The organism is Brevibacillus fortis (assembly GCF_046196545.1).
GTDB lineage: Bacteria > Bacillota > Bacilli > Brevibacillales > Brevibacillaceae > Brevibacillus > Brevibacillus fortis_A.
This window is the reverse complement of the sequence record NZ_CP176370.1, coordinates 4139986-4166165: the sequence shown is the minus strand read 5'-3', so window position 1 is coordinate 4166165 and position 26180 is coordinate 4139986. Positions and strand designations below refer to the sequence as shown.

Below are 26180 nucleotides of genomic sequence, written 5' to 3'. Positions count from 1 at the left end.
GTAACAAACACCTCTTTTAAGCATCATCGAACCCCACTGGAAAGAAAAGGGCGATCGTCCCCGTCAAGGGAGCTTGGAATCCTCCATATGATATCATACCATCCAGGAAAAAAATACATGCCGAGTTTATGAATAGCAAAACCAAAGCCTGAATAATATGATATACCACTCACTCCCTTACGGCGAAAACGATATCTGAGTATTCTGTCAACGGGAGGGGCCTGTAGAAGATGAATCTCGGCATGGAGTTGGAGTATTTTCATTTGGCAGTTTGGTTTGACCGCAAAACATTGCACGCGATGGTGCAGGCCCTGGTGGAAGCAGGGGTGAGCGTCACGTGGAAAGAATCTCCCGAGCAGTTTCACCTCCTCGTGAACACCACAGATGGCCGATCCGACTGGAAAATGCAGCGTTTAAACGGGTCCTATAAGCTGCACATTGCAGGCATTCCTGTCAATGATTCTCGGGTGGCACTCGTACTGTACCACTTCGTAGAGCGGGCAAAAGGGCATGCCATGATCAAGGTCACTTTTGAAGAGTGCGTCTTGCTGAAGCAAATCCAGTACGGAGAAGTTGTCAGAATAGTGGAATTAAAAGGAGCTGAGAAAAAAGTGATCTATGAAAAATTTTGCAATGTAACGATGGATCAGGTAATTGCCGCGATGAAACGACGTGATTCGGAAGAACGCATCCCGGTGCTGCGTCTGGAGTTGGATTATGAACTGGCGACGCTGTACGACGCGATGCAAGCCAAAGACCAAAGTCAAATGAAGCAGTCCACAGAGCGATTAAAACAGCTCCGTAGGGAAATGTTGCTTTTGGAAGCGTAGGCAGACTGGAGGATAGCCAAAGGACGATGAGTTTGACACAAACCAATACGGAATGAAAAAGCGACATCTCAAACAAATGAGGGTGTCGCTTTTTTTGGTGTGAAAGCCGCTTCTTAAGTAATTGATGTTTTTATGAAAGACTTGTTTGAATGGGAGGCCCGGCGGTTGTACAATAAAGAAGGTTTTTCACAGCATATTTACGCACGCGCCAGAAAGGAAGAAAAGTTTTGGAAGCATTCCTATCACAAATCCCCAATGTAGCCATCCTGCTTTTAGCCGTTATCGCATTGACACTGATCCTGATATGGATCGTGATTATGCAGTCCGTCCGGATTAGTCGATTGAGGAAATCAATCAACCGGATGATGACAGGAACGGGAGGAGCCAATCTCGAGGAAGGCTTGCACAGACTGCTGGATCAGGTAGAGGAAATGAAAAAGCAGCATAGCGATCAGCAGTTTGCCATCAATCGTCTGTCACAGCGAATGGCAGCGCAATACGGCAAAGTAGCGATTATCCGTTACAATGCCTTCGGGGATGTCGGCAGTGATCTTAGCTTTTCGTTGGCGATAACAGATGACGCTGGGAACGGCGTCGTGATCACCAGCATTTTTGGACGAGAAGAATCTCGCGTGTACGCCAAGCCGCTTGAGCAAGGGACATCGAGCTACCATTTGTCTGAAGAAGAACAGGCTGCGATCAAAAAAGCGATGACCTCAACGCCAGGGATATAAGTTCCTCTGAATTTCTTTGAAACAGCAAGAATTTGAATGAATCAGGGAGTTCTTTTCACTTCCCTGCGGCTGATTGCGGATTTTCCTGTTTTTTGCTAAAATTCATCGCCATTTTGCTCAAGACTTTTGGTGGCATCTGAGATATAATAAAGATGTCAAAAATGGCTTTTTTGCGAAAAACAAAAAGTAGGTGATCCGCCTTCATTACCCAAATCGATTTTCGATTCGCGGGGCAAGGCCAGGTTCTACAGCGTTCCTTTGTTGATACTTAGCGTATCTCCTCTGATTTGGATAACTGTTCGGTCGTACTCGACCCATGCAAACCAAAAGAATTGAGGAGATATTTATGGCACAGCGTTTAGCAACTAATTACGCCAAGGCCTATTTTACGGTGAATGAAGAAGAGCTGAACCAGTTCGTTTCGCTTTTCACCAATGAACACATTTCAGTCCAAGTCAAAGTGTGTGACAATGGCGACCGTGACGTAATCTTGAATGACAAGAACGGCGAAATTCAATTGAGTTTTTGTCGGGTTGGCAGCCGCTACTCATGCGACAGCTCGTATCTGATCCAAGATCGGCAGCTGGCAAATGCCATGAGAAAAGCAATGAAAGCGTTCCGAGGCTATGGAATTGTCCACCGGATTTATGACGGCTTCACAATGGTGTATCACTACGATCAAGGATCGGTTGTGAGCATCCAGGAGCTAACCGGAGACGAAGAAGTGTCCATCTTTGAAAATAACTCTCTGCACATGGCCAATGAGCTGGAGGCTTTGTTCCAGCAGGACGGCAGCGAGCAGGAGATTGAGTCCTTACGTCAAGAAACGGACCGATGGCTGGATTTGCGTAATTGGGCAAAGAGAACTGCCCCGGAAAAACTTCCAGCAATTGATGTTCGACTAGCAACGTTATCGCGACGTCTATTTGAATTAGAAGTGTAGTGAAAAAAGGGTGCCTGGGGCGCCCTTTTTTATGTGTGTGATCACACAGCGAATAACAAAAAGCGGGTTTCCTCCTAACAAGAGGTGCCCGCTTTTTCTTTTTGCCCTTCAACTTAGCGCAAATGTAAGGGTTTGCTCATATTGTACCAAATAGCTCCAGCATGATCTGAGCTGGAAACCCCGTTGTTGAGGTAATCATGACTTTCATAGTAGCCAATCAAATTTTCCTTACACGTAAGCGTAATCGTCTCACGACCGGCCTCTCTGGCTGATGCTTCCAAGTGCGTAAGGAGCATGGAGGCAATGCCTCGTTTTTGAAAAGCGGGAGAAACCGCTAATCCTAAGATGGTTTGATGCCCGCCCGATGCCGAATTTTCTTTAATCTCTTGAAATAAATCATCCGTAATGAAGGGGGATTCGATAACGGGCCCATTCACCAACCCCGCAATGACGCCATCCTCTTCCGCTACAAAAAAACTGTCTGGAATCAATCGAATGCGTTTCTCAAATGCTTCCTGTGTCGCAGCCTCTTCTGGTGAAAAGCAAAGCTGCTCGATGGCGATCAGTGCTGGCAAATCTTCTGCTTTGGCATTGCGGATAGTGATCATGTGTTCCGATCCTCTCCATTCTTGTTCGTTTTCCTTTCTCGAAAAGTTTAGAACCTTAACTATTTGATGTCAACGAGAGCCACTTGTAGCAAGGGGGTGCCTTCATTCTATGGGGCAATTGATCAATTTATTTTTATAGTTCTTGTTTAATCTTGAAAAAGGGTATTGTCAAACTAGGCCGATGCATGGTATTGTTGTTTTCGTTGGAAACAGGATTAGGAACCAGGATTCACTTTAAAGGGTGGATAACAACGGAAACCGCCCCCGTTAGTGAATGACGCAGGTCCTAGCGATGTTTAACATTACACTCGTTAGGAAGGGGGAACCGAAAGATGGAATATTCGACTTTCGGAAGACACGTTGCTGTTGACACATGGGGAGTTCAGTTTGATTTGTTGAACGACGCAGAATTTTTGAAAAAGGAAATGATTGAGGCTGCTGAGGCATGCGGTGCTACGGTACTGAGTGTGCAAGCGAAGCAGTTTTCTCCTCAGGGTGCTACCGTACTAGTTCTTCTCTCGGAAAGCCACCTGTCCATTCATACGTATCCTGAGCGCGGCTTTGCTGCTCTGGATTGCTACACGTGTGGGGAAACCGTTGATCCGCAAATCGCCATCGACTACTTGGTATCCGTGCTGAAGCCGGAAAAAACTTACGCGAAGAAATTAGTTCGTGGTTTGGGTGAACTACAAGTTGTTGAGCCAGAAATGAAACTGGTTGAAGCGGCAAAGTAAGTAACAAATGGAAAAGTTTTCAAGAGGTGCGGGCTAATTCCGCACCTCTTTTATATGGAGCTTTGATTTCTATTTGTCATCATGGAGTGACGGTAGGAATTCTGCGACCAATATCGTGGAGCAGAGAACGAAATTCCGTAGATGTATTGGTGATCTGGCTGTTCATGTCGGGTCTCACATCAACTTGATTGGTCCGCTGCGTCGCTTCTTCATAAATGTCTGCATGGATGGCACGAATCCGGTCAAATGTCCCTGTGTCGGAGGCTACCTGGATCGAGAAGTTGGGAACACGTGAACGAACGGCTGAGTGGACTTGCTGTTCGATTATGCGCGTTTGCTCAGGACCAAAATTTTTCCGAACACGAATTCCGATGACGGCATCTGTACCGCTCACGAGAACAGTAGCACGTTCCACACCAGGCACGTCATCTGCGACTGTGGTGAGCTGTTCAGCCAAATCCTGATTAAAACCATTGACCGTATATCCGTTTCGATAATTGCGGGCATTGATTCCGCCAGTGTAGGCATGATAATCATGAGCGAGGCTTATTCTTGCACCTGGGGCTTGCTGATAGGTGGTACTTTGCGTGTGCGCTTGATTTTGTGGATGGCTGCTCGAGCTGGCGCATCCGGTCACCATGGTTGCAATCATAAGCAAGCCAACCAAACATTTTGGGCCGTTCCGTTTCATACGTTGCCACCTCCATTTTCCTTAGTATGACGAAAATAAAGTCCCTTACTCAGGAAGTGGCTCCCGTAAAAAACTGCCCATTGTGCCGCGTTTCACTACCTGTTAATATGGAAGGTATGCATAATAGAGGAGGTTCACATGAAGCGTCTTGACATACGCAACATTGCAATTATTGCCCACGTTGACCACGGAAAAACTACGCTGGTTGACAAACTTTTGATCCAATCGGGCACATTCCGCTCGAACCAACAGGTAGAAGAGAGAATGATGGACTCTAACGACCTGGAGCGCGAGCGTGGAATTACGATCCTGGCGAAAACCACTTCTGTCAAATACAATGACTTTACGATTAACATCTTGGATACACCAGGCCATGCTGACTTCGGTGGCGAGGTTGAGCGTATCATGAGCATGGTGGATGGCGTTCTGTTGATCGTCGACGCCTTCGAAGGCTGTATGCCACAAACGCGCTTTGTATTGAAAAAAGCGCTGGAAGCAAAAGTTACCCCTATCGTTGTCGTGAACAAAGTAGACCGCGACAATGCACGTCCTCAAGAAGTTATCAACGAAGTGTACGACCTGTTCATTGATCTGGATGCGACGGAAGACCAACTGGAATTCCCAATCGTTTATGCTTCCGGTCTGCAAGGTATTGCAGGACTTGAGCCAGATAAGCTGGAAGGCGACCTTCGCCCACTGTTTGACACCATCGTAGAGCATATGCCTGCTCCTGACGCAGACGAATCTGCTCCGCTCCAAATGCAAGTAACCATGCTGGACTACAACGACTTTTTGGGTCGTATCGGGATTGGCCGCATCTATCGCGGAACCATGAACCTGAATGAAATGGTATCTGTCACTACGCGCGAAGGCGAAGTGAAAAAAGCACGGATTCAAAAGCTGTTCGGATTCTCCGGTCTGCAACGTGTTGAGCAAAAAACAGCAAGAGCAGGAGATATCGTAGCGATTTCTGGTATTGACGATATCAACGTAGGGGAAACCGTTTGCCACGTTGATCATCCCGAGGCATTGCCACTCTTGAAAATTGACGAGCCTACTCTGCAAATGACGTTCCTCGTGAATAACAGCCCGTTTGCTGGTCGCGAAGGTAAGCACGTGACTTCCCGCAAGCTACGTGATCGTCTGATGTCTGAGCTGGAGACAGATGTATCTCTGCGTGTAGATGAAACAGATTCGCCAGATGCGTATGTGGTTTCTGGACGTGGTGAATTGCACTTGTCCATCTTGGTAGAGAACATGCGTCGTGAAGGCTTTGAGCTGGGTGTGTCCAAGCCTGAGGTTATCATTCGTATGATAGATGGACAAAAAATGGAACCGGCTGAGCTGTTGATTATTGATGTACCTGAGGAATACACAGGGCCGGTTATGGAGACATTGGGTCAACGTAAAGCCGAGATGGTTAACATGATCAACAACGGCTTCGGACAAGTTCGTCTGGAATTCATTATTCCATCCCGTGGTTTGATCGGATATCGTACAGAGTTCTTGACGATTACACGCGGTTACGGTATTCTCAACCACTCCTTCGACAGCTATCGTCCACTTGTACCAGGAGCGGTAGGAGGACGTCACGCAGGGGTACTTATTTCCCACGAGACAGGAACAGCTACCACGTACGGCTTGATGTCCGTAGAAGATCGTGGAACGATGTTCATTCACCCAGGTACAGAAGTATACGAGGGTATGATCGTGGGCGAGCATAACCGTGACAACGATCTTGTTGTTAACGTATGTAAAGAAAAGCATGCGACAAACGTACGTTCTGCGACCAAGGATGAGACTGTCAAAATGAAGGCTCCTCGCATGTTGTCTTTGGAAGAGGCATTGGAATATCTGAACGACGATGAGCTGTGCGAAGTAACACCTCAATCCGTTCGTCTGCGCAAAAAATATCTGAACAAATCAGATCGTGAGCGCTATGAGAAGCAAAGACGCTATGAAGCACAACCGCAAGCGTAAGATTGAAAAGAAAAGAACGCCACTTGATCCTGTTGGGGATGAAGTGGCGTTTTTATTTGGGCTTGTCCTTACAACAGACTCTCGATATCAGAGCTGAGTTCCTCAGGTTGAGTACGAGCACTGATGCGTTTTGCGACATGACCGTCTTTATCCACGAGGAATTTGGCGAAGTTCCATTCGATATCTGGATTTTCTTCGCTAGTAGCATGTTCCTTCAAGTATTGATACAACGGGTGAGTACCAGGACCATTGACATCGATCTTTGCAAAAAGCGGGAACGTCACGCCGTAATTGCGATCGCAGAACGTTGCGATTTCTTCTTCTGTTCCTGGCTCTTGTCCAGCGAACTGGTTGCAAGGGAAGCCGAGAACGACGAGACCCTTATCCTGATAACGCTCATACAGTTCCTGTAGCCCTTTGTATTGAGGGGTAAGGCCGCATTGGCTGGCGACGTTCACGATTAGCAGTACATGCCCTTTGAAGGCGTCCAATGTCTTTTCTTCACCGGAAATCGTTTTGACGGCAATATCATACAAGCTCATCTTATTCCCACCTTTTTCTACTGACATATCCTCATCATAGCATGTACGGCGAAAATCATGCCAGCAACATGGAAGGGACTACCGTTTTTTGACACAGAATCCACCACCTGATAAAGTAAGAAAGATAGCGTTTTCCTAAGAAAAAAGGAGTGACTATTCGCTTCATTCCGCCTATGAGGTGGCATATGAAGCGGTAGGAGTTTCACCGCTTGAAGACAGGAGAGATAAGTGATGGACTGGATACAAATCGCATCAACCTATGTGCCAACGAATCCAGATCAGCTCACAGCATATGACAGCTTTCGCATATGGGCTGATAAATACCGGGCTTGGATTTTGTTTGTGGAATTAATTATCGTCTATTATCTTGGCTTTGCTACCCGTATCCGTATGCCTATTTTGAAAACCTTGCTCTTGTATATTCTTTTGTTTGCTGGAGCTCTCATTTTCGCTATTTTGGATGTGCAGCTACCTGTGAAAAGTGCAATGCTGGTGGCGATCGCGATTCTCGTGATTGTAAAGGTACGGATCAAGCCGGAGCAAACTGGGCGAAAGTGAGGAGAACCGCGTGAAGCGTGAAGATGCACTTATTAATTGGCTCCAAATTCAAGTGGTTGCCGACGCGCGACCAGAAGATCGCTCTGCTTTGGATACAGCTGCTTTTTTCTTGCAATTGCTGCACGAGGATCATCAAATGATCGATATTGGCTATCGTCAGGAAGGCAGCTGGTACGTGCTATTTGGGAACGCTGATTCACAGTCCGTGGAAGTGCGATACCCTGCTGAATTAGTCGAATCTTTATTGGTCGCGATTGAAAGTGAGCCCAAGTACAACTGCAACTAACGGGACAAAGACTCCCCTCCACTTGCCGAAATGATTCGGAAGTTGGGTGGAGTTTTTTTGTATTAAGCGCTTTTTGTAGGTAATAAGACGCGGTTTCTTGGATGATGCAACTTTTGAAAATGATTTCCCGTCAATATTCATGCCCCAATCAAGCAGGGGGATTTTGGCAGACTAGAAGGGGGAACTACCATTGAAAAAGTACATGACCAAACCCGTATTAGCGGTGGTGACAGCTGCAGGTATTCTTGGCTGTTTGACACCAATTTTTGCCGATGCAAGCTCGATTGCAAGTCCAAGTGCCACAAAGGTAGTCATGAATGACGAGGGAAAGCAAGTCACACGCTACAATCTGAAGGAACTTGCCCAAAATGATCCAACCACACTGAACATGCTCTTGAAAAATCAAGCGGATCACTTGTACATCATTGTAGAAGAAATCAACTTGAATACGAAGCTCCAAACGTTTATGGAAGAAAACAAAGCGGAGTGGGAGCGTATTTACAACGAGTACTACAGCGATATTTGGCTGGAAGTGCGCTTAACAGACAATGATGAAGAAATCGTAAGTGTAAATGCCAAGACTGAAGATAACAAGGTGTACATAAAGGGGATTGTGACTTCGGATGTCACCAAGGTGGTTGTGAAAAAGCCGAATTCCGACATTATTGAAGTCGTTCCGACCAACGAGCACTCTTTTACGGTCAGCTTTGAGGCTCCGGATGCATCCTATGAACCGTATGTAACTGTGAGTGCCTATGAAGGCAGCGAGCTGGTCGATAGCGAAAAAGTAAAGATCGTACCAAAAGCAGAAGAAGATAAAGAAATGATCATCCATACCATGTCTGTATTGGATGCGAAGAAAAAGGAATTAAAAGTAAAAGGAATTGTCAAGCAGGGGGCAGACAAAGTAACTGTCACCTATAATGGCGTGAAAAAAGACGCAAACGTGAAGAAGCTATGGGATGGCGTAGGCAGCTTTACGGTTTCAATAAAGGATGTACAAGAAGCAAAAGATCAAAAAGCCTTGATCGAGGTTTACGAGGATGGCAAAAAGGTTGATTCCGAATCCGTTCAGGTAGAAATCGTTAATGCTCCTGACAAGGATCAAGCGACCGTATATGCCATCAAGGCGACTGCTGTAAACAATCCTGCCGCCAAGTCCATTCAGGTGAAGGGGACAGTAAGCGGCTGGAATAAAAAGGACGATACTGAATTGTTCGTGATCGCTCCAGACGGTCAGAAAAAAGAGATTGAACCGAATGACAAAGGTGAGTTTTCTTTGACGTTGTCTTACAAAAATCGTTCCTTTAGCGCCAAATCGATTCAATTCGCATTGTATGAAGACGATAAGCTGGTTAAGAAAGCGGACGTTGCATTAAGCACAAAAGTCATTGTCGAGCCTGTGAAGCCAACAGACGAGGATGAAGACGATGATGATGACAAAAAGAAAAAAGAAAAAGGGAAGCAGAAAGATAAGCATCCCAACGGCAACGCGTATGGCTATTGGAAAAAGCATGACAAACATCATGATGACGATGATGACCAGGACGATGACGACGATGATCGTGACGAAGACAGAGACTAGACTCTATCGTTAAGGCCGCTGCTTGTAAGTCTCGACGTACTCCACCAATTGTCTGATGTAATCCCCTAAAATGGGGATCGAAAGAAATTGCGTCAAGAGGGAGCCGAGGAAAGCCAAAACGATAGCAGTACCAATCGTCAACCCCAGACCCCGGGCAAGACCTGCGAGGAAATTGATCCAGAGCAGCTTGCGCGGGGCTGTGTAATTTTGGATCACATCTGCTAGTCGGATATCTTCCAGGAACATCGCAATTTTATGCATCCGCTCATTTACCTTCCGAACTTCCTGGAGCTCTTCAAGAACTTGATCAATTTGCTGCATGAGGCGGTCTGTAGGCGACAAGCTGTCCATCCCCTTCCATCTTCCGGTATCGTTACTACCAGTCTAGGGAAAAAGACAACCAGAATCAAGGTGGAGAGGAAACATTTGCCTATCAGCTAGGCGAAGGGTAAAATGAACGTACAAAACGTTTGTTAGGAGGCTTTGAAATGGCTGAAACTGTTTCCCAATCTCTTTCCGAAGATTTATTTAAGCTCTTGCAAAAGGAGCGTTTTGTTACCTTGGGCACAGTAGACCATGAGTCAGGGGCACCATCACTCAGCTCCTTGTCCTGGACGTATGCTGTCAGCGCCGATACGATTCGTTTTGCCGTGGATAATCGCTCACGTATTTTGGCTAATATTGCGAAGGAACCGCAAGTTGTCCTGCATTTGATCGGTGCCGGCTCGTCTTTCGCCATTAATGGTCGTGCTTCCGTCAAAACAGACCGACTGGAAGGTGTTCCGCTCAAGCTGGCCATGGCAGAAATCAAAATTGAGGCTGTTCGTGATATTATGTTTTACGGTTCCCGCATTTCCGTTGAACCACAATATGAAAAGACGTATGACAAAAACGCGGCAGCGAAGCTGGACAATCAAGTTATGACCGCCTTGAAAGATGCAAATTAACGGGTGGAAATAAATTGTTGACAAGAATCCTGCCGATCCTTTAGTATTAGGGTCAATCGAATTGAATAGCAATCTTCTTATCCAGAGCGGCGGAGGGACTGGCCCGATGATGCCCGGCAACCAATCACCTGTATTTTAACAGGGAGATAATGGTGCTAATTCCTGCAGAGTTATCAAACTCTGAAAGATGAGAAGGATTTGCTTACGGTGACGTAAACAAAGCCTTCTTTCAGAGGAAAGGGGGCTTTTTTGATGCCCTCGTACACTATTGGAGGGAGAGAAACAGACATGAAATTGGAAACAAAGTTGATTCAGGCGGGAGTAGGCAGAGACGAAAAAACAGGGGCGGTGAGCTTTCCTGTTTACTATGCAACGGCTTATCGTCATCCTGCCTTGGGCCAGAGCACTGGATATGATTATACGCGCACAGCTAATCCGACTCGCACCATTTTGGAGGAGACCATCGCTGAAGCGGAATCAGGAGATGCAGGATTCGCTTGCGCCTCAGGAATGGCTGCTGTTCATACCGTCATGGGCTTGTTTTCCCAAGGGGATCACCTGATCGTTTCACTCGATCTGTACGGGGGAACCTATCGACTGTTCGAGCAAGTGCTCTCTCGCTATGGTCTGACGTTTTCGTACGTGGATTTGCGTGACATTGGTGCACTTAAAAATGCGATTCGCCCAGATACAAAGGCGATCTTCGTCGAGACACCAACGAATCCGCTCATGCAGATCACCGATATTCGAGCAGTAACGCAATTGGCGAAACAGCACGGGCTCCTTACGATTGTAGACAACACATTCTTAACCCCATATTGTCAACGCCCACTGGAGCTTGGTGCAGATATCGTCTTACATAGTGCAACCAAGTATTTGGCAGGACATAACGATGTACTGGCTGGACTCATCGTAACAAAAGGGGAAGAGTTGTCGGAAAACACCCGGTTTTTGCACAATTCAATCGGCGCTGTACTCGGCCCACAAGATTGCTGGCTTCTCGTTCGCGGGATGAAAACATTGGCATTGCGGATGGAGCGCCATCAATCCAATGCCTTGATTGTAGCGGAAAAGCTGCGTGAGCATCCGGCAGTAGCGGAGGTATTTTATCCAGGTCTGCCAGAGCATCCGGGGCATGAGATTCAGGTGAATCAAGCGACTGGGCATAGTGGGATGGTATCGTTCCGCGTACGCGATGCAGAGCAGGTGGGATTGTTCCTGCAAAATCTGCAAATCGTGTCCTTTGCGGAAAGTCTGGGTGGTGTCGAGTCATTGTGTACGTATCCGGCGACGCAGACTCACGCCGATATCCCGCAAGAAGTGAGAGAGCATGTAGGTGTTTGTGATCGATTGTTGCGACTGTCGGTTGGCATCGAGCATCCAGATGATGTCGTAGCCGATTTGTTTCAGGCATTGAATGCTAGTTTGGTCGTTGGGGGGAGTGTACGATGAATTTTGCAACCAAGATCCTCCACGGTTCGACTTGCATTGATCCGTTCACAGGTGCGTCGTCGGTTCCGATTTATCAAGCTTCCACGTTTCATCAGGCTGATATCGATCAGCCAGGTACATTCGATTATGCCAGATCAGGCAATCCAACAAGGCAGGCTTTGGAGGAAGCCATTGCGTCTCTGGAAGGAGGCGCGCGCGGTTTCGCGTTTTCATCTGGCATGGCAGCCATTTCCAGTGTGTTCATGTTGTTTTCAGCTGGAGACCATGTTGTCGTGGCGGAAGATGTATACGGTGGCACGTTTCGGTTTTTGACCAAGGTCTTGTCGAGAATGGGCATCTCCGTTACATTCGTGGATGCAACAGATACAGAAGCCGTTCGTACGGCCATTACACCGGCAACAAAAGGGGTTTACTTGGAGACCCCCTCCAATCCCACTTTAAAGGTGACAGATATTGCAGCGGTTTCTCGTATCGCGAAGGAGCACAGCTTGCTCGTCATTGTCGATAATACATTCCTTACCCCGTATTACCAGCGGCCATTGGAACTTGGGGCAGATGTGGTCATTCATAGTGCAACGAAGTTTATCGGAGGGCATAGCGACGTCGTGGCAGGTCTGGCGGTAACTAGGGAGGCTGCGTTGGGGGAGCAGCTCTACTTTATCCAGAATGGCATGGGAGCGATTTTGGGTGTGCAGGACTGCTGGCTGGTGATGCGTGGGCTCAAAACATTGAAAGCCCGACTGGATGTCAGCACGAAAACAGCCGCGAGCTTGGCTGAATGGTTGTCATCGCATCCACAAGTAAGCCGAGTTTACTATACAGGACTGGAGGGTCATCCCGGTCATCTGATTCAAACACAACAAGCGACTGGACATGGGGCTGTTCTTTCTTTTGATGTAGGGAGTCGCGAGCGAGCAAAAGCGTTGTTTGATCGTGTAAAATTGCCGATTGTAGCTGTCAGCCTCGGGGCAGTGGAAACGATTCTCTCTTACCCAGCTACGATGTCACATGCTGCGATGCCTGCTGAGGAAAGAGCTGCAAGGGGAATCACAGATGGTTTGATTAGGCTGTCAGCTGGTTTAGAGGATTTCGATGACTTAGTGGCAGATTTGAAGCAAGCATTGGATCAGTTGCCATTTGAAGCACCAGTCCATAAAGAAAAAGAGGTATTCTCCCGGGCTTAAAATCCGGGGAATACCTCTTTTCTATTAAGGTGTTCCTGTACGATTTGCGTTGATCTTGTTCTGTCCTTGCGGTTCTTTATGCATGCGTTTTTCTTTTACTTGAGCAGGGGTTTCTTCGGGAGGCTGCACACTGCGCGGCAGCTGCGGCATGATCCGACCTACGATATCCGCGAGCTCTTCAGTAATTCCTGAAACAGGATGACCACGACGAATATCTTCTCCCATTTCTCGTAATCGCTGTACGATGGCAGGGTCAGCGGTTACGACGGCATTCGCTCCTTGAGGATCTTCCTTCAGTGCTTCTGCAACTGTGTACTTAATGACGCCAACTTCTGGGCGATCCAGATTTGGATCTACTGTAATACCGACAACGGCAAATTTACCCAACACCACAGCAGTCGCGTTCTGTACCCTTTTCACACGTGTTGCCAATTGAACGAGACGATCGGCAGTGGCTTGGGAAGATTGATTATAAGCAGGCTCAGGAGCTGTTTGCTGAACGCGTTGAGTATGAGTGGCATGCTTGGGCTGTTGTTCAGCCTGATTCGCCGGTGGATTATTGCCCGACATGCATGCTGTAAGCAACAAGCTAAAACCGAGGCAGCAGATCATGATCCGTTTCACAGGCATTCTCCCTTTCCCAGTATTGCCTTCCTTCGTGAGGAGGGCAGGGTTACAAGTATTTTGTTCTGGGCTGCCCTTTTTCATTCTGCCAATGGGTCGTCTATCTCTGTCTACCTGAACATAGACTGTAGTACATCACGTCGCCGCACTTGAGCATCCCTCCAAAAATTGCATAGGGTATATAAGAAGGGTAATAGGAGGCGAGATTTTGAAGAAAATCTACGTACTGGACACCAACGTACTCCTGCAAGATCCAAGGGCGATGTTTTCTTTCGCTGACAACGAAATAGTCATACCAGCTGTCGTATTAGAAGAAATCGATTCCAAAAAGCGGTACATGGATGAAATTGGCCGCAACGCTCGGTACGTATCTCGGCTCTTCGACAGTTTTCGTGAGCTGGGGCAATTGCACACTGGCATTACCCTAGAAACAGGGGGATTGTTTCGGGTGGAACTGAATCATTCCTCTTTCCACCGCCTTCAGAAGCAATTCACGGAAATGAGTAATGACAACCGCATTTTGGCGGTCGCACTAAACTTACAGGAGGAGGAAAACGGAAAACCACAGCCAAGACCAGTCATTTTGGTAAGTAAGGATGCACTCATGAGAGTCAAGGCTGATGCATTGAATATTTCCGCAGAGGATTTTCTTTCGGATCGAGTTGTGGGGGAGTTCTCCAGTATTTACCCGGGGTATCAGAAGATGATGGTAGCGTCCGACATCATCAAGAATTACTACGCGACAAGAAAGCTGCAGCTGGCCTCCTGTTTTCCACGCTATCGCTTTTACCCTCATCAATTTTTAGTGCTGAAGGACGAATGCAACCCATCTATTTCAGCGATTGGAAAAGTCGACCCGGACGGAAAAATGTTAGAAATGCTTGTGTCAGATGATGATCCGATTTGGGGCATCCGAGCCCGTAACGTGCAGCAACGGATGGCAACCGAATTGCTGCTACGAGATGATATTCCTTTAGTAACCATGACCGGCAAGGCCGGTACAGGAAAAACCTTGCTGGCATTAGCAGCGGGCCTGCTGCAAATCGAGGACCAGCAAAAATACAAAAAACTGTTAGTGGCAAGACCTATCGTTCCGCTTGGAAAAGACATCGGTTATTTGCCCGGCGAAAAAGAAGAAAAGCTTCGACCGTGGATGCAACCGATTTATGATAATTTGGAATATTTATTCAACACGAAGCGCCCAGGTGATCTGGATAAAATTTTGGCCGGCATGGGTAGTTTGCAGGTGGAAGCTTTGACGTATATTCGGGGGCGCTCCATCCCAGAACAATTTATTATCATTGATGAAGCCCAGAACTTGACAAAGCATGAAGTGAAAACGATCCTGACGAGGGTGGGGGACGGCTCGAAAATTGTGCTAATGGGCGATCCTGAGCAGATCGATCATCCTTATTTGGATGAGAGCAACAACGGTTTAACCTACGTGGTGGAAGTATTTAAAGACCAAAAGCTGGCTGGACATATCCGGTTGGAAAAAGGCGAACGGAGTGTGCTCGCACAGTTGGCCGCAGATTTATTGTAAAGATGGATGAATGAAAAACATCGAGGGGGTCATACTAATTTTGTCGAGCCCGTTGATTCATGTAAGTAAACGGCGAAATGCCTTGCAGGAGGCGAAGATCCGTGGATAATCATGATCAAGCAATCGACGAAAGTCGTATGGAGATAAACCGATTCCTTTAGCTACTTTTCTCTACGATGGAGGTTGAAGAGCCAAAGAGAATAACCGGTAGAACCCCATAAGCAATTCGGGCTCGACAAGGACCGCTCCTCATTGGAGCGGTTTTCATTTTTGCAGATTCGGAGGCAAAAAGAAAAACGCGGATAAAAAATTCCCGCGTTTTTGTCCGATTTTCCTTATTTAGCAGCTGCGATCGCTTTTCGCAATGACGAAATACACCCGATGTGCATTCCTTCATGGAATAGAGTGAAGACCATCATTTCCCCATAAGTATGCATAGTGCCTCTGTCTCCTAGCTCAAATGGTTTTGGCAATGGTTCATGCAATCGGGAATGCAATTCTTCTTTGATACGCAGATGCTGTGCTTTTAGCTCGGCAGCAAAGGTTTCGAGGGAAGGACCTTCTTTTTGCCAATCAGCAGGCTTGGTTCCTGGAGCGAACATGGCTCCGTAATACGAAGGACATTTCATTCCTTCAGGTCCGAAGAGCAAGTAATCTTGTGTCAGAAGAATATGACCAATATTCCAACGAATGTTGTTTGTAAAGCCAATTGGAACTACGTCTGCTTCTTCCTCGGTTATTTCCGTCAATCTCCCCAAAAACATTCCGCGAATCAAGTCGTACTGATTCCAAACAAAAGAAAAGTCCTGCATAGCAATCCCTGCCCTTCCTCATATTTACATGCACCAACATGTTACCGCATAAACAGCAAAGGGGAAATATACAAACTGCAAAAAAATTTGCAAGTTGTCCCTCCATCTCCATACATATGTACAAAGGAGGGAAGCATGATGGTTACGTTGGATTCATCTATTTCTTTTTTGATTTATATAACAGCGGTGTCCAGCGCGGCAGCAGGTGTCACGGAAGCTTTTAAATCAGTCGTTCCCTTTTTGGCTACGGACTACGAGGCGAAAGAAAATTGCTGGGAGGATCAGTATCATGCTGCTCGATTGATGCACTACAAGCGCTTTTTCAATTTGCTAATTTCCGTATTGGCTGCTGGTGTCATTTTTGGCATGCTTGGTCTGGATCCGGCCCTTATTTTAACGGGTGCAGAATCCGCTTATGTAAAAAATTCGTGGCAGTTAGGAACTTGGATGTGGGGAATTGTTGCGGTGTTCGGCTCGCCTTTTTTCGCATCACTTCTCAAAATACTAGAGAGCTTCAAACAATCGGTGGACAGCAATCTGCCACCTAATCGACCGCGCCGCAAAGTCAGCGGAACACGAGAATAAGCTCGTCTCCCTAAGGTTGCCCGATGCTTGCCGGATACGCTAAGATAACCAAAAGAGCGGTAGCAAAGGTGGGCACAGGTGAATGATGTGGAAATGCTTGCGAATGACTGCGTTTTGGGTGTTGACAGTAATTGTCTTGGTGGCGTGTTCGGCCCAGTCGGAACCAACTGCTACATTTGACCCTGAAAACCAAAAGGAATACGGAGTAAACGGTATTTATCTCGGGCAGAACATAAAAGAAGCGATGGATATTTTGAAGCCGACGAAAGCTGATTTTATGGATATGGTGACAAGGCAAAGCTACACGGTAGAGCAGATGGCACAGGGTGCGGGAGATGCAGTGATGGGCATGCTGCTGGTTGATCAGACCCAGATGATGATCAAAGTCCACAAAGGTGAATTGACATCGATCATGCTGGGAGGAGTTCCCAGGGAGGACGCGCAAAAATTCAAAACATATCGAGGACTCGCCATGTTTGATAGTGCTGAGCAGCTAGAGAAGCTGTACGGCAAAGGAGCAGGCGAACAAGAAGTGGTATATGAAGGCAGCAAATACACCGCCAATTTTGGTCTTGTGGACAATCAAGTAGCGTGGTTCCGATTTGATCGTAAATCATCGTAAAAGGAGAAGGGAGTTCGCTTATCAGGAACTCCCTTTTTTTCATGTAAAGGATTCATTTAGTAGAATGGAGCCAAACGAGCTTCACTTGATAAGCCTTTGCGATTCCCTCTGCCAATGGAATCAAGCTTTGATCGATCAGGTAGGCTTCGGGTTGTTGGTTTGTTTCAGGTATGACACCCAAGACATGCTCGCGGATTTGCTCCATGGCAGCCCACTGATCTTCTGATTGGGATGGAGCCCCGAGCGTTACGATGGCAACTTGATCTGCATATACATACAAATGTTCATTTTGGGAGACAAAACCGATATCATCGAGTTGAGCGATTGTGGTTGCTTGCGGGAGCAGCAATAGCGAAAAGGCATCGCCTAGCATGTTGGACTTCTCCAGAATGGTTTCCAGCTTCTCCTGTTCGATTTGATTCTCTACAATAAAAAGCAGTTTGTCCCGATCAAAGACATTGACATGATCTCCGATTTTATGTATGACTTGAGCATAGAAGCCAGGGAGTTTCCCAGCTGGTACATTCAGTTCAATTCCGTACATATGGCGCATGTCATACCCCCATGTTTGCAATCGTGTTTCCTCTATCGTATCAAATAATCCAGGAGGTTTCCTATGATGAATCAAAATCTTGCCATTGAATCCTATGCGTTGGGAGCATTTCAAACCAATGCGTATGTGGTGACAAACACTGATACCAACCAAACCATTGTGATTGACCCGGGCATGGAGCCAGATCAGTTGCTTCGCGCTCTCGCGAATAAAAACGTCGTTGCTATTCTTTTGACACATGCCCACTTGGATCATATTGGTGGTCTCAACCAAGTAAGAGAATTGACAAAAGCACCGGTTTACATTCATCCACTAGAGCAGGAATGGCTCACAAACCCTGATCTCAACGGATCTCGACGCTGGAATCTGCCTGAACTTATCGTATGTGAGCGGGCCGAGCACGAACTGGAGGATGGTCAGACTCTAGAACTGGCAGGTTTTCACATTCAGGTGCTGCATACGCCAGGTCATTCACCAGGCAGCTGTTCCTTTGTAATTGGCCAACACTGCTTCGGTGGCGACGTTCTGTTTAATCAAAGCATCGGGCGTACGGATCTCTTCGGAGGAGATTACGAAACGCTGATGATCAGTATCCAAGACAAGCTATTTGAGCTCGATGATGAAACTATTGTGTATCCAGGACATGGACCGAAGACGACGATTGACTACGAGAAAACGTGCAATCCGTTTGTTACAGGCATGCTTCGTTAGTCGCTTCATCATTCTTTATAAAGGTTGGGAGAGGATTTTGTCAGGCGGTGGCGAAAAGGAAGGGGTTACCATTTACTAAAGGAGCTATTCATTATGAAGCGAACATGGAAATGGGCACTCCTTCTCGTTATCGCCTGCACGAGTCTGGTTGGGTGTGCGGCACCCATCGCCCAAGCAGATAAGACGAACCAAGCTCCCAACGTGAAAGAGCCTGATCCCGAAACACCACCGCAGACAGCACCCAATCATCAGGAGACACAACCTCCGACACTGCCATCAAGATTTCCGGAACAGCGGATCTCCCTTCTTGCCGTTGGGGATATCATGATGCATCAGGAGCAGTTGGATGCCGTCTGGGACCCAGCGACGAAAAGCTATGATTTTAAACGATTCTTCCCGAATGTCATCCCGATGTTCCGCGAGGCAGACTGGGTCATCGGCAATCTTGAGACAACGTTGAGCGGTAGCAAGGCCAAATACTCAGGCTATCCGATGTTTAATTCTCCTGAGTCGCTTGCACATACGTTGAAGGAAATTGGATTTACTGCGGTATCGACAGCGAATAACCATTCGATGGACCGCAAAGAACAAGGGATTCTGCAAACCATCAAATATCTCGATGAAGCAGGTCTTCCGCACACGGGGACGTTTGCAAGTCCCGAGGATCGAGATGAGCCCTTGTTGTTGACCAAGGACGGATTCACACTAGCCTTGCTATCGTATACGTACGGAACGAATGGAATCGCGATTCCAGAAGGCAAGCCGTATCTGGTCAATCTGATTTCGCCTGCGCTAATGAAAAAAGACATCGCACGGGCAAGAGAAAAAGGAGCCGATCTGGTTGCAGTGGCGCTTCATTTCGGAAATGAGTATCAACGCATGCCGAGTCCTGAACAAATCAAGACCGCCGAGCAAGCTCTAACATTTGGAGCGGATTTGATTTTGGGTGCGCATCCACATGTGGTACAACCTTACGAATGGAAGACGGTTACCCTCGAAGATGGACGCCAACACAAAGGACTGATCGCCTACTCTTTGGGCAATTTCATCTCTGCGCAGCGATGGGACTACAAGGATGTTGGTGCAATCCTGAAGCTCGTGCTGTACAAGAATGAGTCAGGAGAGGCCAGCATCGAAAGTGCTGAAATGATTCCGACCTACGTTCATTTTTATCGGAAAAATAACAAGCGCCACTATGTCATTTACCCGGTGTCAGAAACATTGGAGAAACTGAAGCAGGGACAGAAATACCCTACGCTGACGAAAGAAGCGATCCAGTACATGACACAATTGCAGAAGGAAATACCGGCTCATGTCAATAAGGTTGTTTCCAAGAAAAAAGCCAGCTAACGAATAGCTGGCTTTACTTCTTTCCAAATCCAAATGGAAGATTGAATTGTAGCTGGAGTTTTAATTCTTCGTCCATCAGTGTGATACCTTGCACTTGGATATTGGGGGAGATCAGCTCTGGATAAAATCCGAGATCGTACGCTTCCTCCATTTCCTCCACGGTCGATTGAGGCAAGGCAAAGCCGTCAAAGTACAGCTCGGTAATGTGGAATTTGAGATGAGTAGGAGAGACGAGCTCATAGTTACCAACGAGCTTTAGCTCCATCTGATCATACGTGCCTTCCACGGTTAGCTTGTTATCCTCAAAAGAGAAATGGGATTGTTTAAACAAGGCGTCTTTCTCTATCAAAAAATTGTTGAAGTCAGTCTGGTTGATGGTTAACGTATGCTTGAGGAGACCTTCCGACTGAATTCGATCCGGCGTCGCCAACTCTGGAACTTGTACCATGACCTGCGCGAGCATTCCGAAGAAGGTCTGGAAAGCGGGCAAACCACGTTTTTCCCAGTCTAAAATCAAGTGATTCATCATGGATTCTACAACCGTCGGGTCATCCAGTTTTTGTACGTTTTTTTCTTTTTCAGCGGCAACGGCGAACATTTCTGCTAATTGAAGCTCGTATTTTTTTCGCAGCGTTTGAAGTTGGTCCAATCGATTCTTTTTGTCGGTTTGCATCGCGGTGAGCTTGGTGCGCTCAGTATGATAGGACTCTAGTCGAGACATGTCACGCTCGTACAAGATCTCGTAGAAGTCGTACATCAATAAGAACTGATTGAAATTTTCCGCATTTAGTAGTAACGTCAGAAGATTAGTACGCTCGCCCATGTAATAGGCCCGCGCTACCTCACCGGCCCGGCGTTGTGTCGCTTCCATCACCAGCTTTTGTCGTTGCAAATCGAGATCCATTTGGGCGATTTCCCCGTATGTCCGCGTCTCTTCTTCCTTGAGTAAGGTGAGGGTTCGCTCCAGCTCTTTTTGTGTAAAATGCTGCTGCAGGATGAGCTGCTCCAAAGGAGTAGAGGGCTCTTCCTGGGCGAACACCGTCAGTGGACATACAAGTAGGAACAAGACGAGAAGAAATTTACGCATGATTTCACCTTTTGCTTTTGCCTTTCCATATTGTATGCTTCTTTTCGTATTATAGCCTTATCTAGTTGAATTTGGATAGCAGGAGAAGAGCTTATGACGATGATCGAACTGATTCGCGAGGAAATAGCAAGCCAACCAGGGAAAGCGATTACGTTCGCGCGCTTTATGGAGTTGGCCCTCTATCATGACACTTATGGATATTATATGGTCGAACAACCCAAAGTAGGCAAAGCGGGAGATTTTTATACGAGTGCATCGGTGCATCCTGTCTTTGCGGAAACAATCGCAGATGCAGTCTTGGCATTATGGGAGAAGGCGGATATCACTTCGCCTGTGCTCGTTGAGATAGGTGGTGGAACCGGGGCTGTTTGCCGTCACATGCTTGAGCGCATCCGAGAGAGCAAGCCAGAGGTATACAAAGAGCTGACGGTCATTTTGATAGAGGCGAGTCCGTATCACCGGAAAATGCAACAGGAGGCGCTCCAGTGGCACGAAGGCCCAAAGCGCTGGTATTCTTCCGTGAATGAAGCTGCCAAGCATGAAAAAATAGAAGGGGTTATTTTCTCGAATGAATGGCTGGACGCATTTCCCGTACATATTGTAGAGAAAACCAGAGCCGGCTGGCAGGAAGTATGGGTGCGTGTTGGCGAGGACGGGTTGGAAGAGAGTCTGGGGGAGATGACACCAGCGCTAGGGGAATATTTACACGGGCTGAACTTGAAGCTGCCAATCGGCATGCGGATCGAGATAAATATGGCGATGGAGCAAGCCGCACAAGAAGTTTCCAGCCTATTGAAAAAAGGGTTCGTCATCACGATTGATTACGGTGATCTGCAAGAAGAGCTTTACCATCCCAGTCGAAAAAACGGAACACTGATGTGCTACCATCGTCATCAAGCGCATACAAATCCGTATATCAACATAGGTGAACAAGACTTGACGACACATGTGAATTTTTCTGCGTGGAAGCAGTATGGAGAAAAGGTTGGATTACGGGAAATAGACTATATGAGACAGGATCGGTTTTTGATGCGGAATGGCTTGCTTCATAAAGCCGTCGCGCATATGGATACAGACCCTTTCACGAGTGTTGCGATGAAACGGAATCGGGCGATCCAGCAGTTGATTGATCCTGCTGGCTTGGGTGGGCGTTTTTGGGTCATGGTCCAAGGGAAAGGCACCGGGGAGTAAGCGAAGAGGAGAACATAAAAAAAGATGCTCATGGCGAGCATCTTTTTTCTTACATGATCAATTGTAGCAAAGCGTGTTCTTGTGGGCCAACAGGCATCACGAAGAACGTGTAATACGTGAATCCAACAAAAGACAGGAACATGAAGCCGAAGAAAATGTTTAGGTATACTCGTTCAGTCAGATTCATGTAGCTCAACGCTACGAAGAAAGCAGTCAAACTGAAGAAGATGAGCGCCATCGGGTACAATTCTGCCCAAAACGCCATCAACGCGATCACGATGGTCCAGAAACCAAGAACGCGATACATACGATCCATTTTAGTCCCCCCTTTTTGCCTCGATCGGTAAGATTTACAAGATTCCTCCCCCATTATATAGGACAGGTGAACACGTGTAAACGATAAAGGTATGACGGATTGTTGTCACCCGGGGAGGAGAGACTGGACTTGCGGTGCTAATACTGAATCACCGTATAGTTGCAGGATTGGCATCCGCGAATTTTGGAATCATCCTCACGTAATTCAATGTTCCCCAAGTACGTTTCGAATATTCCCATCAACAGAGCGTTGTGCATCTGGCATACGGCATTCGGATATTTTTTTGCGCTGTCAGAGAAGGTGCAATTATTCACGCGAAAACGCAGTTTTCCTTCATCCATTGCTTCGATGTCTGGTTTCAATCCCTGAGCCACGACAATCCGATGGACCAGGTCCAATTTTTCTTCCATAGAGGCTATTTCTAAATTGATTCCGCTTTGGACAACCGCCCGTTTTGCCATCTCTGTTCCAATGCGATGTCCCATTTTAATTAGAGCGGCTTCGCCAGCTTCGCCGAGCGAGAGCAGACTTTCAATCGCGATATCGGCCAACAGCTGATAGTCACGAGGTGGGAATTGCAGACTCACAACCTGTTCAGACAGTGAGTACAACCGACTGGGACGTCCTCCCTTACCACTTTTGTCTGTAACAGCAGTGAGTAAATTCACGTCCTCTAGCTTCGTCAAGTGCAAGCGTGCCACATTAGGATGGATAGAGAAGTGATCAGCTATATCCTGAACCGTGATGGGATCTTTACTGTAGGCGACAAATTGGTAAATGGAAAAACGGGTGGGGTCAGCTAAACAACTGGTTAACTTTTGCGCATCGTGGTCCATGCCGATACCCCTTTCTCAAAACAATCTTCATAAGTGTATCCCATTTTGTGTTACTTGTTAAGGTAGCAGTGTGCTACAACAGCATATCGCATAAATTTTCGTCTAGTTTTTAGATTAACTACTATTGACATAGTGTTAATGAAGCAGTAAAATCCAAAGTAAGGAAAGAAAATTTATTGGCTAACTTTTTGTAAGAGCTTAAACAAAACATCAAGAGCTGCAAATAGTAAGAATTTTATAGATGAAATCATTCGTGATAGATAAGATGGAGGGGTAACCAATGGCCGTTGCTGAACGTACACAAACACAAAAATTAACGTTTTTCACTTATCCGAGCTGCACATCCTGTCGCAAAGCGAAGGCATGGCTAGCAGAAAACGGAGTGAATTACGAAGAGCGTCACTTGTTCAAAAATCCACCGACAGCAGAAGAGCTGCTTGATATTATAAAAATGACTTCAAATGGCTTGGATGAAATCTTGTCGACGAGAAGTCAGCGTTTTAAAAACCTGGATGTCGATATTAATGATATGTCAGTGAAGGAACTGCTCGAAATGCTAAGCGAAGAGCCTCAGCTTTTGAAGCGTCCGATCCTGACTGACGGTGAAAACCTGATCGTCGGATTCAATTCTTCCGCCATGAAAAATCTGCTGTCCTAATGAAGAGGGGGTAAAGACCTCCTCTTTTTTGTTTGTCCATCGAAAGGTAAAATAAAGCCACAAGCTGATAAAGAGGTGGGAGTTCTTATGGAGACCTTGCTTTTGCAAAAACAGAACGGTATCGCCACAATCACATTAAATCGACCGCATGTACATAATGCCATTAGCGTGGAGCTGGTTGATGAACTACATCAGGTCTTGCGAGACTGCCAAGCCGATCCTGAGGTAAAGGTTCTGATTGTGACGGGGACAGGCAGAAGCTTTGTTTCCGGAGGCGATTTGAATCAGTTTATTGCAGCGCGCGGCTATGAACAGGCGCATCCTTTGCTCAGTAAAGTGACGGGGCTTTTGTCCACGATAGATCAGTTTTCCAAACCGGTGATTGCCATGATTAACGGTGCAGCGGTCGGAGGTGGCTGTGAGTTTGCGGGCGCATGTCATTTTCGTTTTGCAAGTGAGCGGGCGACCTTCGGGTTTGTACAAATCAGCATGCACATTACGACAGGCTGGGGTGGAGGAAGTCGGCTGTTGGACTTGCTGCCAGAGTCAAAAGCACTCGCTCTCCTGTTGACTGGTGACAGATTGCGTGCAGAGGAAGCCAAGTCCTACGGTTTTGTTGACGAGGTATACACAGAAGAAAAGCTGCATGAGGAAGTATATCGTTTTGCTCGAAAAATCGCTGCCCAGCCGCTAGCTGGCATTGAGGCGTACATGAAGGTTTTGCAGTGGAAGCGTAAGGGCATTCCGCAAGAAGAACGAATCCGGCGCGAAGTGAGTCAATGTGCGCATCTTTGGGGTAGCCCTGAACACGTCGCCGTAGTGGAAAGCTTCCTGACTAAGCGACCAACGTCCTGATCGATGGGGTTCCCTCCGTTTAAACATTTATTTGCTTGGACATACTTTTTCTAGTAGAAAGCGATTCTACAAGAGTAGGGAAAAGCATAGGATGAATTACATCATCCTTTTTAAAGGTAACGGGAGGGACTCATATATGGTAGCTTCCAGACAAGACGCATGGACCGAAGATGACGATCTAGTGTTGGCGGAAGTCACCTTGCGCCACATACGCGAAGGCGGCACACAGCTTGCTGCATTTGAAGAAGTGGGTCAAAGGTTAGGAAGGACAGCAGCTGCGTGCGGCTTCCGCTGGAACAGTTGCGTGCGTAAACGGTACGATGCGGCCATTTCGATTGCGAAAAGCCAAAGGCAGCAGCTGAAAAAGCTTGGGAGGATTCAAGCACCGCCTCCTGTGGTGGCTGAGGTCGAGGTCGTCACGTTGCACACAAAACGATCTGAAACACCAGTAGCAGAGGTACAAAAGTACGCAGATGTAGAGGAGCAGCAGATTGAAGCAGTCATTCGCATGCTCGTCAATCAAAAAGAAATGACTCGTCGTTTGCGACAATTGGAACAAGAGTTGGAAGGAAAAGAATTGGAGTTAAAAGAATTGAAAGAAGCCCACGAACGCGCTAGAAAAGAGCTGGATCAGGTTCAGGGTGTCAATGATGACTACCGTGCGTTGGTACAGATCATGGAACGTGCGCGCAAGCTGGCTTTTTTACAGGAAGAGGATTCCAACAAAGCGATCTTCAAAATGGATGAGAACGGAAATTTGGAGCGCGTGGAAAAATAAGCGCAAGGCATGAAAAAAGAAGCGGTCATTGATCGCTTCTTTTTGTTTACGCATTCATCTGTCATTCATGTTGGTAAAGGGAGAGCTAGTCTTGCAGCTCTACGCTCTCTGGCAACCATACGTATGGGTTTTCACCACGATCACGCATGAGATTGTATTTCACAGGCGTGAAGCCCATTTTCAACCAAAAATCGTCTGCGCGACAGCGGGAGTTGGTTTTAATAGGAGCTCCGAAGCTCTTCGCGTGGTTAACCAAAGCAGTTCCGTAATCTTTATGACGGTAGTCGGGCAGGACTTCGAGCTTCCACAGCTCGTAATAGTCTTGCTTAGGTTGGAAGTAACGGTCGTATTTCCCGTCAATTTTGTAGAGGCTCATACGTGCTACCAGAAGATCGTTGTCATAAATACCGTAAAATGGAGATTCCGAATCGTTTTCCACGATGTTCGCCTCCAGGTCTTCCTTCATAGAAAGCTCCTCCAGGCCAAATTCGCGAAACTGCTGGAATTCCTCCAGTGTCTTATAGTTGATTTGCAAACGTCTTACTTCAAACATGGTTAGCCACTCCTCTCACAGCTCTTTGCCTT

Annotated in this window: 31 protein-coding genes and 1 riboswitch; of the genes, 20 read left to right on the top strand and 11 right to left on the bottom strand. The window is 46.9% G+C overall.

The window, feature by feature from the left end; genetic code table 11:
• Nucleotides 1-230 precede the first annotated feature (230 nt).
• The 3 genes from ACKKE8_RS20725 to ACKKE8_RS20715 all read left to right on the top strand — a co-directional run bounded on the left by ACKKE8_RS20725 (nt 231) and on the right by ACKKE8_RS20715 (nt 2507).
• Entirely contained in the window at nt 231-830 is a 600-nt protein-coding gene (locus ACKKE8_RS20725; protein WP_106653188.1) for a hypothetical protein, read from the top strand.
• A gap of 227 nt (nt 831-1057) precedes the next feature.
• Nucleotides 1058-1564, top strand: a complete 507-nt coding sequence (locus ACKKE8_RS20720; protein ID WP_409174694.1) for a DUF4446 family protein — start codon at nt 1058-1060, stop codon at nt 1562-1564.
• A gap of 346 nt (nt 1565-1910) precedes the next feature.
• On the top strand, nt 1911-2507 hold the full coding sequence (locus ACKKE8_RS20715; protein ID WP_376897605.1) for a hypothetical protein: 597 nt from the start codon (nt 1911-1913) through the stop codon (nt 2505-2507).
• Between the two features lie 113 nt (nt 2508-2620).
• Here the strand turns inward: ACKKE8_RS20715 and ACKKE8_RS20710 are convergent, their stop codons facing one another.
• Nucleotides 2621-3115 (bottom strand): GNAT family N-acetyltransferase, encoded by a 495-nt coding sequence (locus ACKKE8_RS20710; protein WP_409174693.1) that lies wholly within the window; start codon nt 3113-3115, stop codon nt 2621-2623.
• 332 nt (nt 3116-3447) lie between these two features.
• Between ACKKE8_RS20710 and speD the strand changes: the two genes are divergently transcribed.
• Entirely contained in the window at nt 3448-3849 is a 402-nt protein-coding gene (gene speD / locus ACKKE8_RS20705; protein WP_007723244.1) for an adenosylmethionine decarboxylase, read from the top strand.
• Nucleotides 3850-3928: 79 nt separating this feature from the next.
• Here speD and ACKKE8_RS20700 read toward each other — a convergent pair whose 3' ends face one another.
• Complete coding sequence (locus ACKKE8_RS20700) at nt 3929-4540, bottom strand: YhcN/YlaJ family sporulation lipoprotein (protein WP_409174692.1); 612 nt, start codon at nt 4538-4540, stop codon at nt 3929-3931.
• Nucleotides 4541-4678: 138 nt separating this feature from the next.
• Between ACKKE8_RS20700 and typA the strand changes: the two genes are divergently transcribed.
• Nucleotides 4679-6520: a translational GTPase TypA gene (typA, locus tag ACKKE8_RS20695; protein WP_017249600.1), complete on the top strand. Its 1842-nt coding sequence runs from the start codon at nt 4679-4681 to the stop codon at nt 6518-6520.
• A 68-nt stretch (nt 6521-6588) separates the two neighbouring features.
• Here the strand turns inward: typA and ACKKE8_RS20690 are convergent, their stop codons facing one another.
• Entirely contained in the window at nt 6589-7062 is a 474-nt protein-coding gene (locus tag ACKKE8_RS20690) for a glutathione peroxidase (RefSeq protein ID WP_409174691.1), read from the bottom strand.
• 231 nt (nt 7063-7293) lie between these two features.
• Between ACKKE8_RS20690 and ACKKE8_RS20685 the strand changes: the two genes are divergently transcribed.
• From ACKKE8_RS20685 to ACKKE8_RS20675, 3 genes are all read left to right on the top strand, one after another.
• Complete coding sequence (locus tag ACKKE8_RS20685) at nt 7294-7620, top strand: YlaH-like family protein (RefSeq protein WP_173617182.1); 327 nt, start codon at nt 7294-7296, stop codon at nt 7618-7620.
• A gap of 10 nt (nt 7621-7630) precedes the next feature.
• Nucleotides 7631-7906 carry a hypothetical protein gene (locus tag ACKKE8_RS20680; protein ID WP_409174690.1) on the top strand — a complete coding sequence of 92 codons (276 nt, stop codon included), beginning with the start codon at nt 7631-7633 and terminating at the stop codon, nt 7904-7906.
• A gap of 190 nt (nt 7907-8096) precedes the next feature.
• The gene (locus ACKKE8_RS20675; RefSeq protein WP_409174689.1) at nt 8097-9491 is read left to right on the top strand and encodes a hypothetical protein; all 1395 of its coding nucleotides are present in this window, start codon (nt 8097-8099) and stop codon (nt 9489-9491) included.
• Nucleotides 9492-9500: 9 nt separating this feature from the next.
• Here the strand turns inward: ACKKE8_RS20675 and ACKKE8_RS20670 are convergent, their stop codons facing one another.
• Nucleotides 9501-9842 carry a DUF5665 domain-containing protein gene (locus tag ACKKE8_RS20670; protein WP_007723262.1) on the bottom strand — a complete coding sequence of 114 codons (342 nt, stop codon included), beginning with the start codon at nt 9840-9842 and terminating at the stop codon, nt 9501-9503.
• Nucleotides 9843-9979: 137 nt separating this feature from the next.
• Between ACKKE8_RS20670 and ACKKE8_RS20665 the strand changes: the two genes are divergently transcribed.
• From ACKKE8_RS20665 to ACKKE8_RS20655, 3 genes are all read left to right on the top strand, one after another.
• Nucleotides 9980-10438, top strand: a complete 459-nt coding sequence (locus ACKKE8_RS20665) for a pyridoxamine 5'-phosphate oxidase family protein (RefSeq protein WP_017249595.1) — start codon at nt 9980-9982, stop codon at nt 10436-10438.
• Nucleotides 10439-10512: 74 nt separating this feature from the next.
• Nucleotides 10513-10632, top strand: a riboswitch (SAM riboswitch).
• Between the two features lie 94 nt (nt 10633-10726).
• Nucleotides 10727-11890 (top strand): aminotransferase class I/II-fold pyridoxal phosphate-dependent enzyme, encoded by a 1164-nt coding sequence (locus ACKKE8_RS20660; protein ID WP_409174688.1) that lies wholly within the window; start codon nt 10727-10729, stop codon nt 11888-11890.
• Complete coding sequence (locus ACKKE8_RS20655) at nt 11887-13074, top strand: trans-sulfuration enzyme family protein (RefSeq protein WP_409174687.1); 1188 nt, start codon at nt 11887-11889, stop codon at nt 13072-13074. The genes ACKKE8_RS20660 and ACKKE8_RS20655 overlap by 4 nt, the downstream gene beginning before the upstream one ends.
• 24 nt (nt 13075-13098) lie before the next feature.
• On the opposite strand, the gene ACKKE8_RS20650 is transcribed toward ACKKE8_RS20655, so the two are convergent.
• Complete coding sequence (locus ACKKE8_RS20650) at nt 13099-13704, bottom strand: YhcN/YlaJ family sporulation lipoprotein (protein ID WP_409174686.1); 606 nt, start codon at nt 13702-13704, stop codon at nt 13099-13101.
• 202 nt (nt 13705-13906) lie between these two features.
• Here ACKKE8_RS20650 and ACKKE8_RS20645 point away from each other — a divergent pair, with 202 nt between their 5' ends.
• On the top strand, nt 13907-15241 hold the full coding sequence (locus tag ACKKE8_RS20645) for a PhoH family protein (RefSeq protein WP_047068397.1): 1335 nt from the start codon (nt 13907-13909) through the stop codon (nt 15239-15241).
• Nucleotides 15242-15576: 335 nt separating this feature from the next.
• On the opposite strand, the gene ACKKE8_RS20640 is transcribed toward ACKKE8_RS20645, so the two are convergent.
• The gene (locus ACKKE8_RS20640) at nt 15577-16053 is read right to left on the bottom strand and encodes a DinB family protein (RefSeq protein ID WP_409174685.1); all 477 of its coding nucleotides are present in this window, start codon (nt 16051-16053) and stop codon (nt 15577-15579) included.
• A 138-nt stretch (nt 16054-16191) separates the two neighbouring features.
• Between ACKKE8_RS20640 and ACKKE8_RS20635 the strand changes: the two genes are divergently transcribed.
• Both ACKKE8_RS20635 and ACKKE8_RS20630 read left to right on the top strand, forming a co-directional pair.
• Nucleotides 16192-16638, top strand: coding sequence for a hypothetical protein (locus ACKKE8_RS20635; protein ID WP_174230363.1), 447 nt, complete (start codon nt 16192-16194; stop codon nt 16636-16638).
• 82 nt (nt 16639-16720) lie between these two features.
• A complete protein-coding gene (locus ACKKE8_RS20630) occupies nt 16721-17260 on the top strand; it encodes a hypothetical protein (protein WP_409174684.1) in 540 nt (179 codons plus the stop codon).
• Nucleotides 17261-17312: 52 nt separating this feature from the next.
• Here ACKKE8_RS20630 and ACKKE8_RS20625 read toward each other — a convergent pair whose 3' ends face one another.
• Nucleotides 17313-17813: a hypothetical protein gene (locus tag ACKKE8_RS20625; protein WP_409174683.1), complete on the bottom strand. Its 501-nt coding sequence runs from the start codon at nt 17811-17813 to the stop codon at nt 17313-17315.
• A 63-nt stretch (nt 17814-17876) separates the two neighbouring features.
• On the opposite strand from ACKKE8_RS20625, the gene ACKKE8_RS20620 reads away from it, so the two are divergent.
• Both ACKKE8_RS20620 and ACKKE8_RS20615 read left to right on the top strand, forming a co-directional pair.
• Nucleotides 17877-18524 carry an MBL fold metallo-hydrolase gene (locus ACKKE8_RS20620; RefSeq protein ID WP_409174682.1) on the top strand — a complete coding sequence of 216 codons (648 nt, stop codon included), beginning with the start codon at nt 17877-17879 and terminating at the stop codon, nt 18522-18524.
• A gap of 93 nt (nt 18525-18617) precedes the next feature.
• The gene (locus ACKKE8_RS20615) at nt 18618-19874 is read left to right on the top strand and encodes a CapA family protein (RefSeq protein WP_409174681.1); all 1257 of its coding nucleotides are present in this window, start codon (nt 18618-18620) and stop codon (nt 19872-19874) included.
• A 13-nt stretch (nt 19875-19887) separates the two neighbouring features.
• Here the strand turns inward: ACKKE8_RS20615 and ACKKE8_RS20610 are convergent, their stop codons facing one another.
• Nucleotides 19888-20961 carry a hypothetical protein gene (locus ACKKE8_RS20610; protein ID WP_409174680.1) on the bottom strand — a complete coding sequence of 358 codons (1074 nt, stop codon included), beginning with the start codon at nt 20959-20961 and terminating at the stop codon, nt 19888-19890.
• Nucleotides 20962-21054: 93 nt separating this feature from the next.
• On the opposite strand from ACKKE8_RS20610, the gene ACKKE8_RS20605 reads away from it, so the two are divergent.
• The gene (locus ACKKE8_RS20605; RefSeq protein ID WP_409174679.1) at nt 21055-22152 is read left to right on the top strand and encodes a class I SAM-dependent methyltransferase; all 1098 of its coding nucleotides are present in this window, start codon (nt 21055-21057) and stop codon (nt 22150-22152) included.
• A 49-nt stretch (nt 22153-22201) separates the two neighbouring features.
• Here ACKKE8_RS20605 and ACKKE8_RS20600 read toward each other — a convergent pair whose 3' ends face one another.
• Together ACKKE8_RS20600 and ACKKE8_RS20595 are read right to left on the bottom strand one after the other, a co-directional pair.
• The gene (locus tag ACKKE8_RS20600; protein WP_007723294.1) at nt 22202-22468 is read right to left on the bottom strand and encodes a DUF2626 domain-containing protein; all 267 of its coding nucleotides are present in this window, start codon (nt 22466-22468) and stop codon (nt 22202-22204) included.
• 137 nt (nt 22469-22605) lie between these two features.
• Nucleotides 22606-23304: a helix-turn-helix transcriptional regulator gene (locus ACKKE8_RS20595; RefSeq protein WP_409174678.1), complete on the bottom strand. Its 699-nt coding sequence runs from the start codon at nt 23302-23304 to the stop codon at nt 22606-22608.
• Between the two features lie 280 nt (nt 23305-23584).
• Between ACKKE8_RS20595 and ACKKE8_RS20590 the strand changes: the two genes are divergently transcribed.
• The 3 genes from ACKKE8_RS20590 (at nt 23585) to ACKKE8_RS20580 (ending at nt 25595) form a co-directional block, all read left to right on the top strand.
• A complete protein-coding gene (locus tag ACKKE8_RS20590) occupies nt 23585-23962 on the top strand; it encodes a Spx/MgsR family RNA polymerase-binding regulatory protein (RefSeq protein ID WP_016740704.1) in 378 nt (125 codons plus the stop codon).
• 87 nt (nt 23963-24049) lie between these two features.
• On the top strand, nt 24050-24817 hold the full coding sequence (locus ACKKE8_RS20585; protein WP_409174677.1) for an enoyl-CoA hydratase/isomerase family protein: 768 nt from the start codon (nt 24050-24052) through the stop codon (nt 24815-24817).
• Between the two features lie 136 nt (nt 24818-24953).
• Nucleotides 24954-25595: an RsfA family transcriptional regulator gene (locus ACKKE8_RS20580; protein WP_047068386.1), complete on the top strand. Its 642-nt coding sequence runs from the start codon at nt 24954-24956 to the stop codon at nt 25593-25595.
• 85 nt (nt 25596-25680) lie between these two features.
• Here ACKKE8_RS20580 and ACKKE8_RS20575 read toward each other — a convergent pair whose 3' ends face one another.
• The gene (locus tag ACKKE8_RS20575) at nt 25681-26148 is read right to left on the bottom strand and encodes an N-acetyltransferase (RefSeq protein ID WP_409174676.1); all 468 of its coding nucleotides are present in this window, start codon (nt 26146-26148) and stop codon (nt 25681-25683) included.
• Between the last annotated feature and the right edge of the window lie 32 nt (nt 26149-26180).

Excerpts from the sequence above, each read along its gene's own strand:
- ACKKE8_RS20725 (WP_106653188.1), top strand. The coding sequence starts at position 231 with ATGAATCTCGGCATGGAGTTGGAGTATTTTCATTTGGCAGTTTGGTTT.
- ACKKE8_RS20715 (WP_376897605.1), top strand. The coding sequence starts at position 1,911 with ATGGCACAGCGTTTAGCAACTAATTACGCCAAGGCCTATTTTACGGTG.
- ACKKE8_RS20710 (WP_409174693.1), bottom strand. The coding sequence starts at position 3,115 with ATGATCACTATCCGCAATGCCAAAGCAGAAGATTTGCCAGCACTGATC.
- speD (WP_007723244.1), top strand. The coding sequence starts at position 3,448 with ATGGAATATTCGACTTTCGGAAGACACGTTGCTGTTGACACATGGGGA.
- ACKKE8_RS20700 (WP_409174692.1), bottom strand. The coding sequence starts at position 4,540 with ATGAAACGGAACGGCCCAAAATGTTTGGTTGGCTTGCTTATGATTGCA.
- typA (WP_017249600.1), top strand. The coding sequence starts at position 4,679 with ATGAAGCGTCTTGACATACGCAACATTGCAATTATTGCCCACGTTGAC.
- ACKKE8_RS20690 (WP_409174691.1), bottom strand. The coding sequence starts at position 7,062 with ATGAGCTTGTATGATATTGCCGTCAAAACGATTTCCGGTGAAGAAAAG.
- ACKKE8_RS20685 (WP_173617182.1), top strand. The coding sequence starts at position 7,294 with ATGGACTGGATACAAATCGCATCAACCTATGTGCCAACGAATCCAGAT.
- ACKKE8_RS20670 (WP_007723262.1), bottom strand. The coding sequence starts at position 9,842 with ATGGACAGCTTGTCGCCTACAGACCGCCTCATGCAGCAAATTGATCAA.
- ACKKE8_RS20665 (WP_017249595.1), top strand. The coding sequence starts at position 9,980 with ATGGCTGAAACTGTTTCCCAATCTCTTTCCGAAGATTTATTTAAGCTC.
- ACKKE8_RS20660 (WP_409174688.1), top strand. The coding sequence starts at position 10,727 with ATGAAATTGGAAACAAAGTTGATTCAGGCGGGAGTAGGCAGAGACGAA.
- ACKKE8_RS20655 (WP_409174687.1), top strand. The coding sequence starts at position 11,887 with ATGAATTTTGCAACCAAGATCCTCCACGGTTCGACTTGCATTGATCCG.
- ACKKE8_RS20650 (WP_409174686.1), bottom strand. The coding sequence starts at position 13,704 with ATGCCTGTGAAACGGATCATGATCTGCTGCCTCGGTTTTAGCTTGTTG.
- ACKKE8_RS20640 (WP_409174685.1), bottom strand. The coding sequence starts at position 16,053 with ATGCAGGACTTTTCTTTTGTTTGGAATCAGTACGACTTGATTCGCGGA.
- ACKKE8_RS20635 (WP_174230363.1), top strand. The coding sequence starts at position 16,192 with ATGGTTACGTTGGATTCATCTATTTCTTTTTTGATTTATATAACAGCG.
- ACKKE8_RS20630 (WP_409174684.1), top strand. The coding sequence starts at position 16,721 with ATGATGTGGAAATGCTTGCGAATGACTGCGTTTTGGGTGTTGACAGTA.
- ACKKE8_RS20625 (WP_409174683.1), bottom strand. The coding sequence starts at position 17,813 with ATGCGCCATATGTACGGAATTGAACTGAATGTACCAGCTGGGAAACTC.
- ACKKE8_RS20620 (WP_409174682.1), top strand. The coding sequence starts at position 17,877 with ATGATGAATCAAAATCTTGCCATTGAATCCTATGCGTTGGGAGCATTT.
- ACKKE8_RS20615 (WP_409174681.1), top strand. The coding sequence starts at position 18,618 with ATGAAGCGAACATGGAAATGGGCACTCCTTCTCGTTATCGCCTGCACG.
- ACKKE8_RS20610 (WP_409174680.1), bottom strand. The coding sequence starts at position 20,961 with ATGCGTAAATTTCTTCTCGTCTTGTTCCTACTTGTATGTCCACTGACG.
- ACKKE8_RS20605 (WP_409174679.1), top strand. The coding sequence starts at position 21,055 with ATGACGATGATCGAACTGATTCGCGAGGAAATAGCAAGCCAACCAGGG.
- ACKKE8_RS20600 (WP_007723294.1), bottom strand. The coding sequence starts at position 22,468 with ATGGATCGTATGTATCGCGTTCTTGGTTTCTGGACCATCGTGATCGCG.
- ACKKE8_RS20595 (WP_409174678.1), bottom strand. The coding sequence starts at position 23,304 with ATGGACCACGATGCGCAAAAGTTAACCAGTTGTTTAGCTGACCCCACC.
- ACKKE8_RS20590 (WP_016740704.1), top strand. The coding sequence starts at position 23,585 with ATGGCCGTTGCTGAACGTACACAAACACAAAAATTAACGTTTTTCACT.
- ACKKE8_RS20585 (WP_409174677.1), top strand. The coding sequence starts at position 24,050 with ATGGAGACCTTGCTTTTGCAAAAACAGAACGGTATCGCCACAATCACA.
- ACKKE8_RS20580 (WP_047068386.1), top strand. The coding sequence starts at position 24,954 with ATGGTAGCTTCCAGACAAGACGCATGGACCGAAGATGACGATCTAGTG.
- ACKKE8_RS20575 (WP_409174676.1), bottom strand. The coding sequence starts at position 26,148 with ATGTTTGAAGTAAGACGTTTGCAAATCAACTATAAGACACTGGAGGAA.